Source organism: Lacticaseibacillus salsurivasis (genome assembly GCF_036246225.1).
Classification (GTDB): domain Bacteria; phylum Bacillota; class Bacilli; order Lactobacillales; family Lactobacillaceae; genus Lacticaseibacillus; species Lacticaseibacillus salsurivasis.
Window position 1 is genome coordinate 57,088 of the sequence record NZ_BTTP01000012.1, and the last position, 18,348, is coordinate 75,435.

The window sequence follows — 18,348 nt, forward strand, 5'->3', positions numbered from 1 at the left end:
TGTGTCCCCCTTGACTGAACTTTCAGGATGAACCCAGCATAACGGCATTTCCTCGGCGCTCCCACTCATGAAAACTAACGCGAAACTCAATAATTTTCAGCTTTCAGCGCGGGAGTGCCGGTATCAAGGGTAATTTAGCTGAAAAATATTCAGATTACTAATATTTGGCTCAAAAAAACCGCTCAAAAATATTTTTGAGCGGCGCGTAACTGTTTATTTGGTGGGGAAAATCAAGGTGAAAATGGTGCCATGCGGTTGATTGTCGGCAACGGTCAGCTCACTATTGCTGAGCTGGGCGAGTTGGGTGGCAATCGCCAGGCCTAAACCGGTGCCGGCCACGGTGCCGCGGACATCGGCGCTGCGGTAGAAGCGTTCGAAAATATGACTCTTATCTTCAGCACTGATGCCGCTACCTTGATCTTTCACTGCCAGTGCTGGCGCCTCACCGGCTTGCTGCGAGAGGGTGACGGTGATTTGGCTATCAGCTGGCGAATACTTGGCAGCGTTGGTGACCAGGTTGACCAGAATTTGTTCAATTGCGCTTTGGTTGCCGGTGATGTGGATGTCGGGCTGGATTTCCGTGGTGACGGTTTGCTCGAAGGTGCCAGCGATTTTTTGCATGATGGCAGACACCGTGGCACTCAGATCAAGCTTCGTCAGGTCAAGCGCCAGGCGGTCGGCGCGGGAGAGCTGCAGGAGTTCATCAATCAACTGCTGCATTTGCCGCGATTCTTCGGTAATGTAGCCCACCGACTTGGCGATAATCTCCGGGTGATCCTTACCGTGGCGCTCAATCAGTTGGGCGTGGCTGCGAATAGTGGCAATCGGGGTCCGCAGCTCATGCGCTGCGTTCATCACAAACAGTTTTTGCTGCTCCTGGCGTTCATTCAACATGCTTAAGAGTTCGTTGAAATTGCCGGCGAGTTCCGTCACTTCGGTCGGTTGCGCCGGTACCGGCAGCTGCATCGCGCCAGGTTCCTTGGCCCCGGCAATCATCTGGGTTGTGTGCGATAACGTGGTCAAAGGATCTGTCAGCCGCTTGGTGAGCCGGCGAATATACAGTGGCGTGGCCAGCAGCGTGAACGCCAGCAAGATGGCAGTGACTTCAATCACGCGCAGCAGCACGGCCAGCTGGGGATTCATGTTTTGCCACAGCGTGTAGTAGATGCCGCGCGCGTGTACCATGCGGTGGTACAGTAGCCCGATGCCTGGGCGATAATACACATTGGTTAAAAAGGGTACCTTCGTCGGCGTGACTTTCAAGACTTTTTCCGCGTGCGGGGAGAAGTATTGACTGACTTTGGCATCGGCGCGCTTGTTGTGGACATAAACATAAGTGGCGCTGGTGTCCAGGGTGCTGTTTTTGCGCCAGTTTTCCCAGTCATCATCGCCATCAATGTCGGTTTGCTTGAGGCTGGCGCTGATATGGCTGGTGGTGGTGCGGACCTCTTCCAGGAGCTGATGGCCCACGGCGATGATGATGCCAGCCCCAAGCAGCAAGGTCACAATGATAATCAGGCGCATTAAGCTACGCAGCATGATCGCCGCGCTGGATTGTTTGTTTTTTTTCATATCGCTGCCTTATTCTGCGACGTGTTCGGAGAGCATGTAGCCCACGCCGCGCACGGTGTGAATCAGCTTGGGCTGGTTGGGGGTGTCGATTTTGCTCCGGAGATTGCGGACGTAGACGTCTAGGATGTTCGGTTGGCCGTCAAAATCAACGCCCCACACCGTGTCCAGTAAATCCTCGCGTGAACAGGGTTCGTTTTGATGGCTGATGAGCGCCACCAGCAGCTCGTATTCCCGCTGGGTGAGGGGGATGATGGTGCCGCCCCGGGTGACGCGTTTGGCCTCGGTATCCACGTTCAAATTGCCCGCGGTATACACGGCGGCAGTGGTGGCCGCCGGCTGCGAATGGCGCAGTGCCACTTCGACCCGCGCAATCAGTTCTTCCATTTCAAACGGCTTGGTCACGTAATCGTCGGCGCCGCCGGTCAAACCGGCCACTTTATCGCCGATGTAGTCCCGCGCCGTCAGCATGATGATGGGTACCTGGCTGGTTTTGCGAATGCGACGCAGCACGCTGAAGCCGTCCAGGTGCGGCAACATCCAGTCCAAAATAATCAAATCGATCTGGGCCTCATTCTGCCGGAACATGTCCAGCGCAACTAAACCGTCATTGGCCCAAAGCACAGTGAAGTTCTCGAGCTCGAATTCGGTTTTGAGTGAGTCGGCTAAGCCCGCCTCGTCTTCGACTAGTAAAATGGTAGATTTCAATGGTCTTCTCCCTATGTGAATCGTGCCTCGTATTGGTTGTCTTCAATATAAGACTTTTAGGGGCCAGTCGCCACTGGCAGAAACTAAAGTGAATCTGAAGAAAATTCAGAATCGCCGCCAGCCGTGATGCCGGCGGGCTTCAGCACCAGTGCGGATCGGCCAACCAGGTCAGCGGCGCTTTGAAAATGTGAAACTATCAGTTTACAATAAGTAAGTGAACATTAGCTTAAGCGGAGGTCAATCATGACAAACACGAAAACGACATTAGCTTTACCTAAGCTCGGCCTTGGCACCAACAAGGTCGGCGGCCACAATCTTTTCCCTAATTTGAAGGATGAAGACGGCGCGGCCGTGGTCCGCCAAACGCTAGATTCTGGCATCACGCTGCTGGACACCGCCTACATGTACGGACTCGGCCAGTCTGAGCGCATTATTGGCCAAGTGGTGAAGGATTACGATCGCAGTAAAATTCTGATTGCGACTAAAGCTGCCCAAGATCCGGCTAACGACTTGAAGCCCAACAACACGCCGGCGTTTTTGACCCAGGCAGTGGAGGACGCGCTCAAGCGGCTGCAAACGGATTACATCGACATCTTCTACATTCACTTCCCTGACGCCACCACGCCGAAAAACGAAGCTGTGGCCGCGCTGCAGCAGCTCAAGCAAGCCGGCAAGATTCGGGCGATTGGCGTGTCGAATTTCTCCTTGGCACAAATCAAAGAAGCCAACTTGGACGGCTATGTGGATGTAGTCGAGGACCACTACAGCCTCGTGCATCGCGGTCTAGAAAACAGTGTCTGGCCATATCTGCAGCAGGCCCACATCGCCTTCGTACCGTACTTCCCGCTGGCATCAGGCTTGCTGACTGGCAAGTACAGCGCGGCAGACCAGGCCAAGTTCAAGCAATTCACGCCTGCCCAGTATGCGGAAATCATGACCGCGCTGGAACAAATCAAGGGCATCGCGGCAGGCTTGGATGCCACCGTGGCGCAAGTGATTTTGGCTTGGTACCTGCAAAATCCGGCGATTGCCACGGTGATTCCTGGCGCCCGCAAACCAGCGCAAGTGCTGGCCAATGCCAAGGCGTTAACCGTAACCCTGACGCCGGCCCAGTACCAGCAGATTGACCAGTTGTTCGCTGCGTTTTAACGCGGTGCTCATCCGAACAAGCAATTGATACGCACCAGGCGTTCGGTCCTTGCAACCCGAATACCTAGTGCTTTTTTGCTATCAGGGTGGCGATTATCCTGCAGTATGCCTGCAAGTTATAGCCGTGACTTGTACTAAGCATGTTACCGCCTTCACACATTGCGCTATACTTAAGTTAGTGATGGCTGGGCTGAGTGGCAGTCTGGCCGCAATCAAAGGAGGATTATCATGTCGAAACTAACTGATACTTACACCTTAAGCAATGGCGTCAAAATTCCGCAACTCGGCTTCGGGACCTGGCAGGTGCCAGCCTCAATCGCCCAGCGCGCCGTCGCCGATGCCCTAAAGGCTGGCTATCGCCATATCGATACCGCCAAGGCCTATCATAATGAACACGAAGTCGGCTTGGCCATCAAAGCTTCCGGCCTGGCGCGGTCTGACGTGTTCGTCACCACCAAGTTGCCGGCGGAAACCAAGACTTACGAAGGCGCGCTGAAGGATTTTGAATCCAGCATGCAAGCCTTGGACTTGGACTATGTCGACCTGTACCTGGTCCACGCCCCATGGCCATGGGCAAAAGCAGGTACCAACTACGATCAGGAAAACCGTGAAGTCTGGCGGGCGATGGAAGAGATTTACCAATCCGGCAAGGCCAAGGCGATTGGTATTTCTAACTTCGGCGTTCATGAGATGGAAAATGTGTTTGCCGACGCCACGGTTAAGCCGATGGTCAATCAGATTCGCTATTTCATCGGCAACACTGAACCGGCTGTGACCAAGTTTGCGCAGGAGGCAGGCCTGCTAGTTGAAGCTTATTCACCGCTAGCCACCGGCCGTCTGATTGGCAACGACCGTATTCAGACGATTGCTGATCAGTATGGTGTTACCACCGCCCAGCTGGCGATTCGTTTCTGCCTGCAAAATGGTGTGCTGCCGCTGCCGAAAGCCTCGCACCTTGAACACGCGCAGAATAATGCGGATGTGGATGGCTTCGTCATTTCCGATGCCGATATGGCGCTGCTCAACGCGTGGGATTAATCGCACCACTTAAAGGGGAGGAAAACGCGATGGAATACACCACACTCGGTCATACTGACATCAAGGTGCCCAAGCTTTGCGTGGGCGCGATGAGTTTTGGCAAAGCTGGTACCATGCACGACTGGACCTTGGATCCAGCCCAAAGCAAGCAAGTCATCGGTGATGCGTTGGACTTGGGTCTGAACTTTTTCGACACCGCCAATACGTATTCGGCCGGGACCTCTGAGGAATACCTCGGCGCCGCGTTGAAGGAGCTAACCACCCGCGACAAAGTGGTCATTGCCTCGAAGGTTTACTTCAACCCGGGCCGGCTATCCAAGGAAGCCATCAACCGTGAAATTGATGGCACTTTGAAGCGGCTGGGGACGGACTATTTGGATCTGTACATCATCCACCGCTTCGATTATGACACCCCAATTGAAGAAACCATGGCCGCACTGGATGGTCTGGTGAAAGCCGGTAAGGTCCGGGCCCTTGGCGCCTCGGCGATGTACGCTTATCAGTTCTACAACATGCAACTGGCCGCGCGTGACAACGGCTGGACGTCATTTTCCACGATGGAAAATCATTACAACCTGTTGTACCGCGAAGACGAGCGGGAAATGATTCCGCTGTGCCAGCAAATGGGCGTCTCGCTGATGCCATACAGCCCACTCGCCGCTGGTCGTTTGGCGCGGCCAAGCTGGAGCACCGATACCTTGCGCAGTCGCACCGACCGTGTGGCAAGCGGTAAGTACGACCACACCAAACAATACGATTTGGAAATCACGAAGCGGGTGCATGAGTTGGCCGAAAAGCATGACGCCACCATGGCCCAGATCAGCATCGCGTGGGAGTGGGCGAAAGGTGTGGCCGCGCCAATCATTGGCGCCACCAAGGCCAAGTACCTCGATGATGCCGCTGGCGCCTTCAAGGTGCAGCTGACGCCAGCCGACATTGCCTATCTGGAAGAACCATACGTGCCGCATAAGGTGATCGGCGCGATTGACCACAATCCAGCGGCTGGCGTCACACTTTTGGACGCTGACGCCCCAAAAACCACTAAATAAATCGTGCGAGAGGGTGACCGGATAGACTGGCCACCCTTTTTTGGTGGCATTGACAGCCTGATAACAATCATTTGAGTGCGAATACGACAATTTGATGACAATAAGACAAGATTGATGAAAAATGTAATCTTCCTGTGTCATGGCTGTGACCTCCAGTCGTTAACATGGTGAATGGAGATTAGTTAATCAAACCATCCATTAGGAGTGAAAGATTATCAAAAAGTCAAGTCTAGCATGGCTCATGACTACCGCGGCCGCACTTGGCACCGCCGCCGTCGTGGGACAAACCAAAACGGTGGACGCCGCCGACGACAACAATTACAACGTCAAATTCGATGACGGTTTGACCGCCATTGCCGCTGCCAATCAAACCAACGTGGTGAAGTTGGCGACCAGCACGCAGGCCATTCAAACCCAGCAGGCAACGGTCAAGCCGGTGGCGGAGAAAACCGCGGCGGCCGCCAAGCCAGCGGCGCCGACAACTTACACCGTTAAGTCCGGCGACACCATTTCTGGGATCGCGGAAAGTACCGGGGTGAGTCAGGCTAACTTGGTTGCGTTTAACAACCTGAAAGATGCCAACTTCATTTCGGTCGGTCAGGTCTTGAAGCTCACCGGTACCGCGGCAACCACCTCAGCTACCAGCACACCAGCGGCGGCGGTTAAAAAGAGCACCACGCAGCCGGTAGCCGTGAAGCAAACTGTTGCCACAACGGCCACGACGGCCAAGGTGACGGCGACGGCCTACCACAGCAGTGCTACAGGCAACGAAGCTTGGGCCAAGGCCACCATCGCTAAGCGCGAATCTGGCGGTTCCTACACGGCGCGCAATGGTAAGTACTATGGTAAATACCAATTGACCGTTTCTTACCTGAACGGCGATTTGTCCGCGGCCAATCAGGAACGCGTGGCTGATCAGTATGTGACGAGCCGCTACGGTAGCTGGACGAAGGCACTGGCCCATTCCAATGCTTACGGTTGGTACTAATCGTTTAATCTAAATAAAGCAAAGTCGAGCGCGTTGTGGGCAACCATGACGCGCTTTTAGATTCTGGTCAGAGGGCGGTGGTGGCAGTGTTTGAGCATGTTAGGTCTTGGCGGTGTGACGGATTGTTGCGAAATTAATACTGATATTACGTCGATTTAATTACGACAATTCGATGACAATAAGACAAGATTACTGAGAATCGTAATGCTCCTGTGGTGTGGCTGTGACCTCTGGCCGTTAACATGGTTGGTGTTGATTAGTTAACAAGCAAACACGCATAGGAGTGAACGATTATTATTAAATCACGTTTAGCATGGCTCTTTTCTACCGCAGCGGCTTTGAGCACCGCAGTTGTCTTAGGTCAAGCCAATCCCGTTAGCGCCGCCACAACAGGCAGTTACACCGTTAAATCCGGTGACACCTTGTCTGCCATCGCGGCCGCTAACCACACCAGCGTTGCGAAGTTGGCCACCAGCAACAAACTTTCCAATCAAAACTTATTGTCTGTCGGTCAAACTTTGACGCTCACCGATGAAGCGACCAGAACGAGCGCTTCGACCTACACCGTTAAGGCAGGCGACACCTTGTCTGGCATTGCCTCTAGTACCGGCGTCAGTCAGGCCACGTTGGTTTCATTGAACAACTTGAACAACGCTGATCTGATTACTGTGGGTCAGATCTTGAAGCTGGCTAATATGGTCGCCGCTCAGACCAGCACGACAACGACAACAGCAGCTAAGACTACGACTGCCAGCCAGTATGTGGCTCCTAAGCAAACCACGACGGCGGCCAAGACCTACACAACCACCAAGGCCACCACGACGACCCAGTCGAGCGCGTCATACCAAAGCACCGCCACTGGCAGCGAAGCCTGGGCCAAGTCCGTCATCGCTTCCCGCGAATCCGGCGGCTCTTACACCGCCCGCAACGGTCAGTACTATGGGAAATACCAACTTACTGTTTCTTACTTGAACGGTGATTTGTCCGCCGCTAACCAGGAAAAGGTTGCGGATCAGTATGTGACTAGCCGGTATGGGAGCTGGAGCAAGGCGTTGGCTCACTCTAACGCTTACGGGTGGTACTAAAATTTAAAACTGAATAGCCTATAGGGAGAGCGCGTTGTGGGAAACCATGACGCGCCTTTTCTGTCTGGTGATCTTTGAAAATTCACTTCATATCAGAAGGTTCAATAGTGGTTCCAACTGGTAAACGAAATCTTCACCTGGGTTAATGTACAAAGGGTATTCTTTGGTAGAATAGAGACAGATTTATCAGGACGAATTGATATGAAACTTTGGTTGGGTAAGAATGGGAGACCGATATGGACAAACGTGTAATCAATAAATTTGCTGTGCAAGCGCGCCGTGATCTGATTGATGGCGTGACGCGAAGGCTTAATCAGCTGGGGATAACGGCCCAGGGTGTAGCTGACAAGGAAGAACGGTCAACGTCGACGGCTGAGTATTACGTCGGAAACACTCAACCACTGGAAGGCCGAGACATTGCCCGCCGGTCTGCACTTGTCCAGCGCTTGCGTGAGATGGCCGCCAAAAGTGAATGGGCAACGGCGTATCGGGATTTAATTGAGGAAGTATCCTATACCTGGTTCAACCGGATCATTGCGATTCGCTTCATGGAAGTTAATGACTATCTGCCATCGCGGACACGGGTATTGTCTTCTTTAGAGAACCTCAATGAGCCTGACATCATGCGTGATGCCCTGGACTTAGAGGATGATCTTGGCCAGTATACGGCTGAGGAACGCGCATTAATTCAAAAAGCACAAGAACTCCAGCAGCCGAATGACCTTGATGCAATGTATCGCATGCTGTTCCTGAAGCAAGTGAACAAACTGAATGAAAGCCTGCCTAAGCTCTTTGAAAAAACCGACGATTTCATGACGCTTTTGTTCACTCCCAGCTATAACCGCGGCGTGATTGCGAACTTGGTGGCAGAGATTCCAGAAGCGGATTTTGATATCGCGTCAGATGACAGCCAAGGACAAGTCGAGATTCTTGGATGGCTGTATCAGTATTACAACCAAGAACAAAAAGACGCTGCAATCAGCTCTCCAAAGGCGCACAAATTCCGAGGTCAGGAAATCGCGTCAGCAACACAGATTTTTACGCCTGATTGGATTGTCAAGTATATGGTTCAAAACTCAGCTGGGAAGCTCTGGATTGAACATCTAATCAGTCTTGATAATAATCTAAACGAAACTGATTTGGCACAAGAGTTTGACTGGCAGTTTTACATGCCGGACGCAGATCAGCCGGCCGAGACAAAAGAAAAGCTTGCCGATTTGGATGGTGTCACGCTCAGGACACTAAAGCCAGAACAACTAACAATTCTAGACCCGTCCATGGGATCTGGACATATCTTAGTTTATGCATTCGACATGCTTGTGCCAATTTATCAACGTGAAGGTTATTCCAAGCAGGAAGCGGCCAAGCTGATTGTAGAGTCCAATCTCTTTGGCCTGGATATCGATAAACGAGCTTTTCAGCTGGCCTATTTCTCCGTGATGATGAAGTTTCGGAAATATAATCGCCGTGCCCTTAATCTGGAGATTCGTCCCCGAGTATCGAAGGTGGGGAAGGCGGCCCAGCTTTCCAAGACCGAGATCACAACTGCTTTCCCTGAATTAGCGGAGACTGAGGTACAAACGCTTGTCAGCCTTGGCGCTGCTTTTGCTCATGCCGATTTGACCGGGTCGCTAACCAATGTTTCTGCTATTGATATTGAAGCTTTTAAAGCCATTCGTAACAAGGTTCAGGATACTCAGACAATTCTTGCAGATCAATTACGTGACCAGATTGATGCTTTGATTAGCCTGACGAATATGCTACGCCAAAAATATGAAGTCGTTGTAACTAATCCACCTTATATGGGTTCATCAAGAATGAATTCTTATCTAGCAGAATTTGCTAAGGAGCAATACCCGGAGTCTAAATCTGATTTATTTGCCATGTTTTTACAGCACTTTAATCAATGTGTTGACAGGGGTGGATATGTGGCAATGGTTACCATGCAGTCTTGGATGTTCTTATCGAGTTTTGAACGGTTAAGAATTCGGCTTTTGAATTCTCGAACAATATCCAATTTGATGCATATGGAAAACAACGTAATGGGAATTGCCTTCGGGACCGCTGTGACGATCACCCGGAATGCGGAATTGAATGGCTTTATTGGGACCTATCATCAAATTAAGACTGGTGATGTTGCTGGGGACAAGATTCCAACAAGTTTGCCGATCGAAGGCAACCGGTTCAATCGTGCTAATCAAGCAAACTTTTCGGATTTTCCTGGAAAGCGAATCGCGTACTGGGCGTCTGATTCGATCCACAAAGCATTTTTAACAGGAACCCCGCTCGAAGATTTGGCTTTTCCACGGCGCGGGTTACAGACTGGAGATGCAATTCGCTTCGTGCACAAATGGTGGGAAGTTGCAAAGAATAACCTGCAACAGGCGAGAGATGATCATAAAAGATGGGTGCTGTTTAACAACGGTGGACCATACCGCCGTTGGTTTGGAAATGTGACTGAAGTTGTACCATGGGGAGATAACGGCGAAGAAATTAAAGAATTTTCGGGTTCGATTATACCGAATGAGAACATGTACAGAAAACGTAGCGTTGTTTGGAATAAGATAACATCTGGCAGACTCAGTGCTCGGATTAATGAAGATGGGTGGATCCAGGGTGATGCTGCGCCGTTTGCTCTCTTGAAAGACGATTCAAAGACAAACTTAATAATTTCATTTATGAATTCAAGCGTCTACCCAGCGCTAATGGATGTCCTAAATGAAACTATGAATAAACAAGTCGGCGATCTTAAGCTCCTTCCTATTCTGTTTCCCTCTGGGGAACGTTACGCTGCAGTTATGCTCGGCGTGAATAAGGCAATTGAATTGACACAGAATGATTGGAATAGCTTTGAATATTCAGAAGGCTTTAAGGTAAATGTGTTGTTGGGACATGGTGAGAAGCGTGCTTCAAATTCGGTGCTTGAAATGGCCTATAATCAGTGGGCGCAAGAAGCCGCAGATCGGTTTAACCAGCTGAAAGCAAACGAAGAGGCACTGAATCGTATCTTCATCGATCTCTACGGCCTTCAAGATGAGCTAACTCCAGAGGTTGCTGACAAAGATGTTTCTGTGCGTAAGGCGGACCTGCCACGAGACATCAAGGCCTTCTTGTCCTATTTCATCGGCGTCGTGTTTGGCCGATATTCGCTTGATGTGCCTGGACTGGCCTTTGCGGGTGGTGAATGGGACGCTTCGAAGTATCAAACGTTTAAACCAAATACAGATGATTTGATTCTGTTGACTGATGAGGACTATTTTGGTGATCAACGTGACATTATCAATCGATTGAAGGAATTTCTGACGACTACTTTCGGTACAGAACATCTCAGTGAAAATCTTCGCTTCATCGCCGACGCTTTAGGTAAGAAGGGTGATAACCCAGAGGAACAAATCCGAAAGTACTTCCTTGATGACTTCTACAAAAAGGATCATCTTTCCACTTATCAGAAGCGCCCGATATACTGGCAACTATCCTCTGGCCGTCAGGGTGGGTTCCGAGCGTTGATGTATCTTCATCGATACGATGAGAACACCCTCGCAATGGTCCGAACCTTGTACTTGCATCCTCTCCAAGAAGCATACGGTAATCGCCGGACGCAACTTAAGAATATGATCGAAGTCGAAGCCAATGCTAAGCAGCGTAACGCTATGACTAAAGAAGTTGCTAAGCTGGATAAACAGCTGGATGAAATCACGAAGTATGATATTTCACTTCAGCACGTTGCTAACATGCACATTAAGTTAGATTTGGATGATGGCGTTTTGGTTAATCACGAAAAAGTTCAAGGCGGACAGAAGCTTCTGGATCCACTGAAATAAGCCTTAACGGGTCAATACCTGTAGCGTGCTGTGGAAAAGCCACAGCACGTTTTTTCGGAGGTAGCAACAACAAGAAAGTTCAAGGTACTGTTGGAGGAGAAAAAGTCTTCACTCAAAGTAATATTCGGCCGCCTTTATTTGATAGAATAGAGGCAGGTTAATTATGTGAAGTAACGGAGGTCGCGATGAAAAAATTTTCGGCTGGTGCAGTAAAGTATGGCTTCTGGTTTCCTGAATTTGTCAGCGTTTTGAATTGGGTGATGGATGGCGATACCGATGCTGAAATCCAGCACCGAGCCATGAATGAAAATCCGTTTGAACTGCCATCAGCGGCTAGACGACAGAACGTCACTGGCTGCCTACTCAAACGCGTTCATGCGATGCCAGAACCGATGCAGACACTGTTTATTAGTACAGATACGGAAAACCAGCGCTTAATTGTTCTGATCAGCATCATGAAGACGGATCCCTTGATCGAGCTGTTTATTCTCGATTGTTTTAAGGAGGCAGTGGTATTAGGAGACGAAGTGCTCGAAGACTACGAGCTTGATAGCTTCTTCTCACATCTTCAAGTACAGCGAGAAGACGTGGCAAGCTGGCAACCCGCCACGATCGAACGTCTAAAAAACACAATCAGAAACTATTTGCGTAGTGCCGGAATCGCACAAGGAACGGGCGAGGAATTACGGTTGCGGCGAGTGTTGATGGATACGCGCCTGGTAACAATTCTGCAGGACATGGGTAATCAAAATTACATTTATGCTTTAACTGGGAGGGAAAATGGCTGATTTAGACGAAGACTTTCAAAGGCTGAGAGAAAAAATTGCGGATCCGAGTTTTCAAAAAAACCGCGGACTCTCTAATGAAGTTGGCTATTATATTTTTGACTATGATCCTAAAGATGAATTGAGGGTGCGCGAAAGCGTTGCAAACATCGCTCACAGTTCAACCATAGCGACGATCGGCGCGAACGTTCGCGTCTTCAATCTCTATGATCTGCTGCTAGAAATTCTGAACGATTATGGGTACACGAAGCGCTTCCCGGAATTTGAACAAGAACAGGGCATGGCACAGTTAATCGTGGAAATCAACAATATCCTCGAGATGAATGAGGAAGGCAATCTCATTGTTGACAAGATTCAAAAGGCACTAGTGCCTGGTGAACCGACCATCATATTTATTACCGGGGTTGGGCAGGTCTTCCCGTTATTGCGGTCACATAAAGTCTTGAATACGATGAATCAGGTCATTGATCAGGTGCCAGTCGTCATGTTTTATCCGGGCAAGTATGATGGCATTCACCTCTCGATGTTTGGGACATTAGAGGATGACAATTATTATCGGGCATTTAGTTTAAGGATGGAGTGGAATGAACATGAAAATCGCTGAAATGTTTGCAAAGCCAATTGATCGCGACATTCAAGGGGTCATCAAGGTTGGTCAGGACAATCACGTGCGGACTGAACTTGAAGAATATGTGGTTACTAATGAATTGCAAGATCAATTCGCCAAGTTTTTTGCCGCCTATCAGAAGTCATTGCAAGGGCCTACTGATGACATGGGGGTCTGGATTTCCGGGTTCTTTGGTTCAGGGAAATCGCACTTTCTGAAGATTTTGTCGTATATTCTGAGCAACCGGAAGATTGACGACAAGAGTGCCGTCGAATTCTTTAAGGATAAGATCAACGACCCCCTGGTATACGCTCGGATGCAAGCAGCAGCTGATTCGAACACCGACGTGATTCTTTTCAACATCGACTCCAAAGCAATGTCCGGTGAGAAACATGACAACAACGTCATCATTAATGTCTTCCTGCAGGTTTTCAATGAGATGCAAGGTTACTCCAACAAAAATGCCTGGATTGCTGATCTGGAGCGGCAACTGGATGCGGCTGGTCGTCTAGAAGATTTCAAACAGAAATTCCAAGAATTAGAGACTAACCATCTTGAATGGCAAGTCGGGCGCGACCACTATTCCATGAACAAAGGCACGATTAGCCAGGCTCTGGTTGAAATCGGCTTTATGTCTGAAGGGGATGCCCAAGGCTTTATTGACAACCTCTTTAACCCTTATCCAATTAACATCGAAAGCTTTGCTAAACTGGTCAATGATTTCATTCAGAAGACCGGTCGGCGGGTAGCCTTCATGGTCGATGAAGTCGGTCAGTTCGTTGGCGATTCGGTGCAGCGGATGTTGAACTTGCAGACAGTGGTTGAAGAGCTGGGTTTGGCCACCCAAGGCAAAGCTTGGGTGATTGTGACCTCTCAGCAGGCGATTGGTGATGTCACCACCAACCTGAACGGTCAAGATTTTTCCAAGATTCAAGGCCGTTTCAAGACTCGGATTGCTTTGAGTTCGGCCAACGTGGACGAGGTTATTAAGCGGCGTTTACTGGCTAAAACCGATCTCGCCACGAACGAGCTTGGCGGCCTGTATGACTCCAACGCCGCTGCGATCAACAACGCGATTGATTTCGATGATGGCGTTACACGGCAGAAGTTCAGCTCAGCTAAGGAATTTGCCGAAAATTATCCTTTTGTGCCTTATCAGTTTGATCTGCTTCAGGATGTGCTCACAGCAGTTCGGACCCATGGCTCGGATGGGAAGCACCTCTCCGAAGGGGAACGTTCGATGCTGTCCATCTTCCAAGAATCTGCGATGCGCAAGATGAACGATGAAGAAGGTGAGTTAGTACCGTTTTCACTCTTCTTCGAAGGCCTGGCTCAGTTCTTGGATCACACGCATAACATCGTCATTCGGCGGGCGTTAGACAATGAGTCACTTAATCCGAATCACGAGAAAAATCCTTTTGTCCTGCAAGTCCTCAAAACTCTGTTTATGGTGAAGTACCTTGAAAGCTTTAAGGCGGATTTGAACAATGTCGTCACCTTGATGATTTCCGATATTAATGTTGATCGCATCGCCTTAACCAAACAAACGCAAGATGCGCTCAATGCTTTGGTTAGAGAAGGTATTGTGGAAAAACACCTTGATGTGTATGTCTTTTTGACCGATGCAGAGCAGGACATCGTTGATGGCATTGAACGTGAAAGTATTAGTGATAGTGCCGTTGCAGAAAGCTTGCAGAGCTATTTCTATGCCAGCAAAGCAATTACTGACCGCTTCACTTACCCGAAGCTGCATAACCGTTACATTTTCGGCTTTAATCGTTTACTTGATGGCCAGCCCTATGGTAAATCGAATTATGGTTTGACCATTCAGCTGATTACCCCGAGAAGTGAGTATTTCGGTGACACCAGTTATTATGCCCAGCAATCCACCGCTCCGGAAGCCCTGGTTATTGCTTTGCCTGAGGAGGATTCCTATACTGGACTGATTGTCCGGTCAGAAAAAATCAGAGCCTACCTTCTGAGTAACACCAATAATTCGGATCCACGTTTTCGTTTATTAATGTCTGAGCGGAGTAGTGAACGGGGCGAGCTGGACAAGACCGCTAAAGATCGAGCGCTGAATGCCCTTGAGCAAGCCGTCATTTATGTCAACGGTGCCCCAATCGACAGCACTCGAGATTTTAACGCTCGCCTAGAAGAGGCGGAAAAAGCGCTAATCGACAACAACTATCGCTCCCTAGATTATATTGACGCTGCCAAGAGTGAACACGATATTACCCAAATGCTTGCGGATAATGGTTTCGTCAAGACTGATGAGAACTCACGGGCAGTTGACGCAGTCTTCGATTGGCTTCAATTACAACTACGGGGTTCTCAACACGTGACGTTAAAGGAAGTCCTCACCCGTTTTGCTGGGGTACCGTACGGTTATATTCCTGAGGACACCCAGTGGTTAGTGGCCGCTTTGCTTAAGGACGGCAGAATTAAGCTCACATATAACGGTGAGACCATCAGCCTGATGCAGAATACGCCGGTCCAAATCACCGAGTATCTCACCAAGAAACAATATGCTGAGAAGATTGCCATTCAAGTGAAAGTAGCTATTGCCTCTCGAGACTTAACAAAGTTGCGCGAAGTGGCCGGAGAAGTATTCAACAAGCAGACCTTCAGCGAATCTGATGCCGAGACCGTTGCTACTGAGCTGCAAACTAAAGTAAAGAGCGATCTCAAGAATTTGGAATTCTTCGAAACGAAAAACTCAAGCTATCCTGGCCATGATTTGATCCAGCAAGGTATCGGTTATTTACATGAATTAGTTGCGGCTAAAGACTCGGATGCGTTTGTTGCAGCAGTCATGAAACGCTATGATGATCTGCTTGACTGGCACGAAGAGTGCGATGAAACTGAAACGATGGAGTTCTATTTCAGTGCACCTTCACAGAAAATCTGGGATGATGCCCTGACTGATCTGCGGATTTACAATAAATCCAAGGATTATTTGGCTGAGCCTGAATTGGCACAGCTGGTCGCCAAAATGGATAAAATCATCCAGGGCAACCGAGCCAAGGGTAAGGTGCATGAGCTTAAAGATTTGGATGATCAATTTGATAGCTTATTCTCCGCTGCATTTGATCGCGTTCAACATGAACAATTGACCAGAATCGATGAAATCAAGCAGAATGGTCTTGATTATTTGGACCGCCGCTCTGATGTTGCTGCCGATGTTATTGAGGAACAACGCAGCAAGTTCACTAAAGCATTGGATCGACTTAGAAATGATGCTGATGAAGCCAAGGCTATCGATGATGTGAATGTCACGACATCCAAAGCTCGAGCACAGTATGACATCATGGTCCGGACAATCGAGAATATCCCGGCACCAAAGCCAGTTGTTTCTGGAGACAAGCATGATGATCCGTCAAATCAGCAGGAACAGCATGAGGACCATAAGAAGGATAAAACGACATCGGGTGCTGCTCAGCCTTCTACATCGGGTTTTACCAAAAAGAGAGTTGAAAGCGTTGATGCTCGATCTATCGCTGGTCAAAGTCTATGGCAAATCAAAAACGATACGGATATCGAGAAATATTTGGATCGGTTGCGTCAGAATCTGAAGCAAAAATTAACCGACGCGGATGAAGTTGATATTAACTTCTAAGCCAGTAAGAATGGGAGTCTAGTATGGACAAACGTGTAATCAATAAATTTGCTGTGCAAGCGCGCCGTGATCTGATCGATGGCGTGACGCGAAAGCTTAATCAGCTGGGGATAACGGCCCAGGGCGCAACTGATAAGGAAGACCGGTCAACATCGGCGGCTGAATACTACGTTGGGAATGCTCAACCGCTGGAAGGGCGAGATATTGCACGCAGAACCGCGCTTGTGCAACGCCTGCGGGAGATGGCCGCCAAAAATGATTGGGCAACCGCGTATCAGGACTTAATTGAGGAAGTAGCCTACACTTGGTTCAATCGGATCATTGCGATTCGCTTCATGGAAGTTAATGATTATCTGCCATCACGGACCCGTGTATTGTCATCTTTGGAAAACTTCAATGAGCCGGACATCATGCGTGATGCCTTGGACTTAGAGGATGATCTTGGCCGGTATTCGACTGAAGAACGCGCGCTAATCCAAAAGGCACAAGAACTCCAGCAACCGAACGATCTCGACGCGATGTATCGGATGCTGTTCCTGAAGCAAGTGAACAAACTGAATGAAAGTCTGCCTAAACTTTTCGAGAAGACTGACGATTTCATGACACTTTTGTTCACTCCCAGCTATAACCGCGGCGTGATTGCGAATCTGGTGGATGAAATCCCGGACGCAGATTTTGATATCGCGTCAGATGACAGCCAAGGACAAGTTGAGATTATTGGGTGGCTGTACCAGTACTACAATCAAGAGCCACATCATGAAGTAGTGGATATTAATGGCGGCCCAGTTAAAGAACGCGATATTCCGGCAGCCACACAGCTGTTCACGACTGACTGGGTAGTTCGGTACATGGTTGATAACTCGCTTGGTCGATACTACCTAGAGCACACGCCGGATTCCAAGATTTCCGATCAGCTTCAGTATCTGTTGCCCGGAGAGCTTCACCAATCTAGCAGAACGCTAGATCTTTCGAAACTTCGAGTGTTGGATAACGCGATGGGCTCGGGACACATTCTGGTTTACGCTTTTGATGTTTTGATGGCGATTTATGAGGAGCAGGGCTACTCAAGGCGAGAAGCCGCCGATCAGATTGCGACCCATAATCTCTATGGTCTTGAGATCGACAAACGCGCTTATCAGTTGGCCTACTTCGCGGTCATGATGAAAGTACGGCAGTACGATCGGCGTGCTTTTGACCGTGAATTAGCCCTTAATCTATTTGTCTTTGAAGACTCCAAGAACCTTTCTGACGAATTCTTAAACCACTTAGCTTTGAGTGATGAAGATCTCAAATCGCTTACTGAAATTCGTGACGGCTTTAAGGATGCAAAAACGCTGGGATCAATTATTCACTTTGAACACAACTTTGATACTAGTCATTTGCTTGAGAGTCTTTCGAATATCGAGCCAGACAGCTTATTCCTCGGTGAGCCTGATTTGGCACAATTAAGCCGTCTTGTCCAAATAACGTCTGTGCTACAGGCCAAATACGATGTAGTGGTCACTAATCCGCCTTACCTTAATAAGATGGATAAGACGCTGAAATCCTATGTGAAGAAGTACTACAAAGACTATTCAGGAGATTTGTTCTCCGTCTTTATTTGGCTAAATAGCACGATGACCCTGAAAGATGGTTACTCGGCTTACATGACACCTTTCGTCTGGATGTTCATCAAGACTTACGAAGCACTGCGAACTAAGATTCTCGATACAGTGTCGATTTCCAGCCTTATTCAGATGGAATATTCTGCTTTTGAAGAGGCCACCGTTCCGATTGATACTTTCGTACTCAAAAACTCTCATGACCAAATTGGTAGCTATGTGAAGCTATCGGCCTTTAAGGGTGGCATGGAAGTACAGCGCCAAAAGGTTTTAGAGGCCATTAACGATCCAGACTGCAAGTATCTGTATCGTGCTAATCAAGCAAACTT

12 protein-coding genes are annotated in these 18,348 nt (G+C 49.1%); 10 read left to right on the forward strand and 2 right to left on the reverse strand.

Going from position 1 to position 18,348, the window contains the following annotated elements; translation table 11 throughout:
* Positions 1 to 213: 213 nt before the first annotated feature.
* Together AAA927_RS09085 and AAA927_RS09090 are read right to left on the reverse strand one after the other, a co-directional pair.
* Positions 214 to 1,572: a sensor histidine kinase gene (locus AAA927_RS09085; RefSeq protein WP_338217577.1), complete on the reverse strand. Its 1,359-nt coding sequence runs from the start codon at positions 1,570 to 1,572 to the stop codon at positions 214 to 216.
* A gap of 9 nt (positions 1,573 to 1,581) precedes the next feature.
* Complete coding sequence (locus tag AAA927_RS09090) at positions 1,582 to 2,277, reverse strand: response regulator transcription factor (protein WP_338217578.1); 696 nt, start codon at positions 2,275 to 2,277, stop codon at positions 1,582 to 1,584.
* A gap of 243 nt (positions 2,278 to 2,520) precedes the next feature.
* On the opposite strand from AAA927_RS09090, the gene AAA927_RS09095 reads away from it, so the two are divergent.
* The 10 genes from AAA927_RS09095 to pglX (AAA927_RS09140) form a co-directional block, all read left to right on the forward strand.
* Entirely contained in the window at positions 2,521 to 3,426 is a 906-nt protein-coding gene (locus AAA927_RS09095) for an aldo/keto reductase (RefSeq protein ID WP_338217579.1), read from the forward strand.
* Positions 3,427 to 3,654: 228 nt separating this feature from the next.
* Positions 3,655 to 4,464 carry an aldo/keto reductase gene (locus tag AAA927_RS09100; RefSeq protein ID WP_338217580.1) on the forward strand — a complete coding sequence of 270 codons (810 nt, stop codon included), beginning with the start codon at positions 3,655 to 3,657 and terminating at the stop codon, positions 4,462 to 4,464.
* A 29-nt stretch (positions 4,465 to 4,493) separates the two neighbouring features.
* Positions 4,494 to 5,513, forward strand: coding sequence for an aldo/keto reductase (locus tag AAA927_RS09105; protein ID WP_338217581.1), 1,020 nt, complete (start codon positions 4,494 to 4,496; stop codon positions 5,511 to 5,513).
* A gap of 385 nt (positions 5,514 to 5,898) precedes the next feature.
* Entirely contained in the window at positions 5,899 to 6,501 is a 603-nt protein-coding gene (apf, locus tag AAA927_RS09110) for an aggregation-promoting factor (protein ID WP_494515716.1), read from the forward strand.
* A 338-nt stretch (positions 6,502 to 6,839) separates the two neighbouring features.
* Positions 6,840 to 7,586, forward strand: coding sequence for an aggregation-promoting factor (gene apf, locus AAA927_RS09115; protein ID WP_338217583.1), 747 nt, complete (start codon positions 6,840 to 6,842; stop codon positions 7,584 to 7,586).
* A gap of 236 nt (positions 7,587 to 7,822) precedes the next feature.
* Positions 7,823 to 11,407 (forward strand): BREX-1 system adenine-specific DNA-methyltransferase PglX, encoded by a 3,585-nt coding sequence (gene pglX / locus AAA927_RS09120; protein WP_338217584.1) that lies wholly within the window; start codon positions 7,823 to 7,825, stop codon positions 11,405 to 11,407.
* Between the two features lie 185 nt (positions 11,408 to 11,592).
* Entirely contained in the window at positions 11,593 to 12,195 is a 603-nt protein-coding gene (locus AAA927_RS09125; RefSeq protein WP_338217585.1) for a DUF1819 family protein, read from the forward strand.
* Positions 12,188 to 12,796 (forward strand): DUF1788 domain-containing protein, encoded by a 609-nt coding sequence (locus AAA927_RS09130; RefSeq protein ID WP_338217586.1) that lies wholly within the window; start codon positions 12,188 to 12,190, stop codon positions 12,794 to 12,796. Before AAA927_RS09125 ends, AAA927_RS09130 begins: the two co-directional genes overlap by 8 nt.
* A gap of 1 nt (position 12,797) precedes the next feature.
* Positions 12,798 to 16,418 (forward strand): BREX system P-loop protein BrxC, encoded by a 3,621-nt coding sequence (brxC, locus tag AAA927_RS09135; RefSeq protein WP_338217589.1) that lies wholly within the window; start codon positions 12,798 to 12,800, stop codon positions 16,416 to 16,418.
* Between the two features lie 23 nt (positions 16,419 to 16,441).
* A partial coding sequence (gene pglX, locus AAA927_RS09140; protein WP_338217587.1) for a BREX-1 system adenine-specific DNA-methyltransferase PglX occupies positions 16,442 to 18,348 on the forward strand: 1,907 nt, incomplete at its 3' end.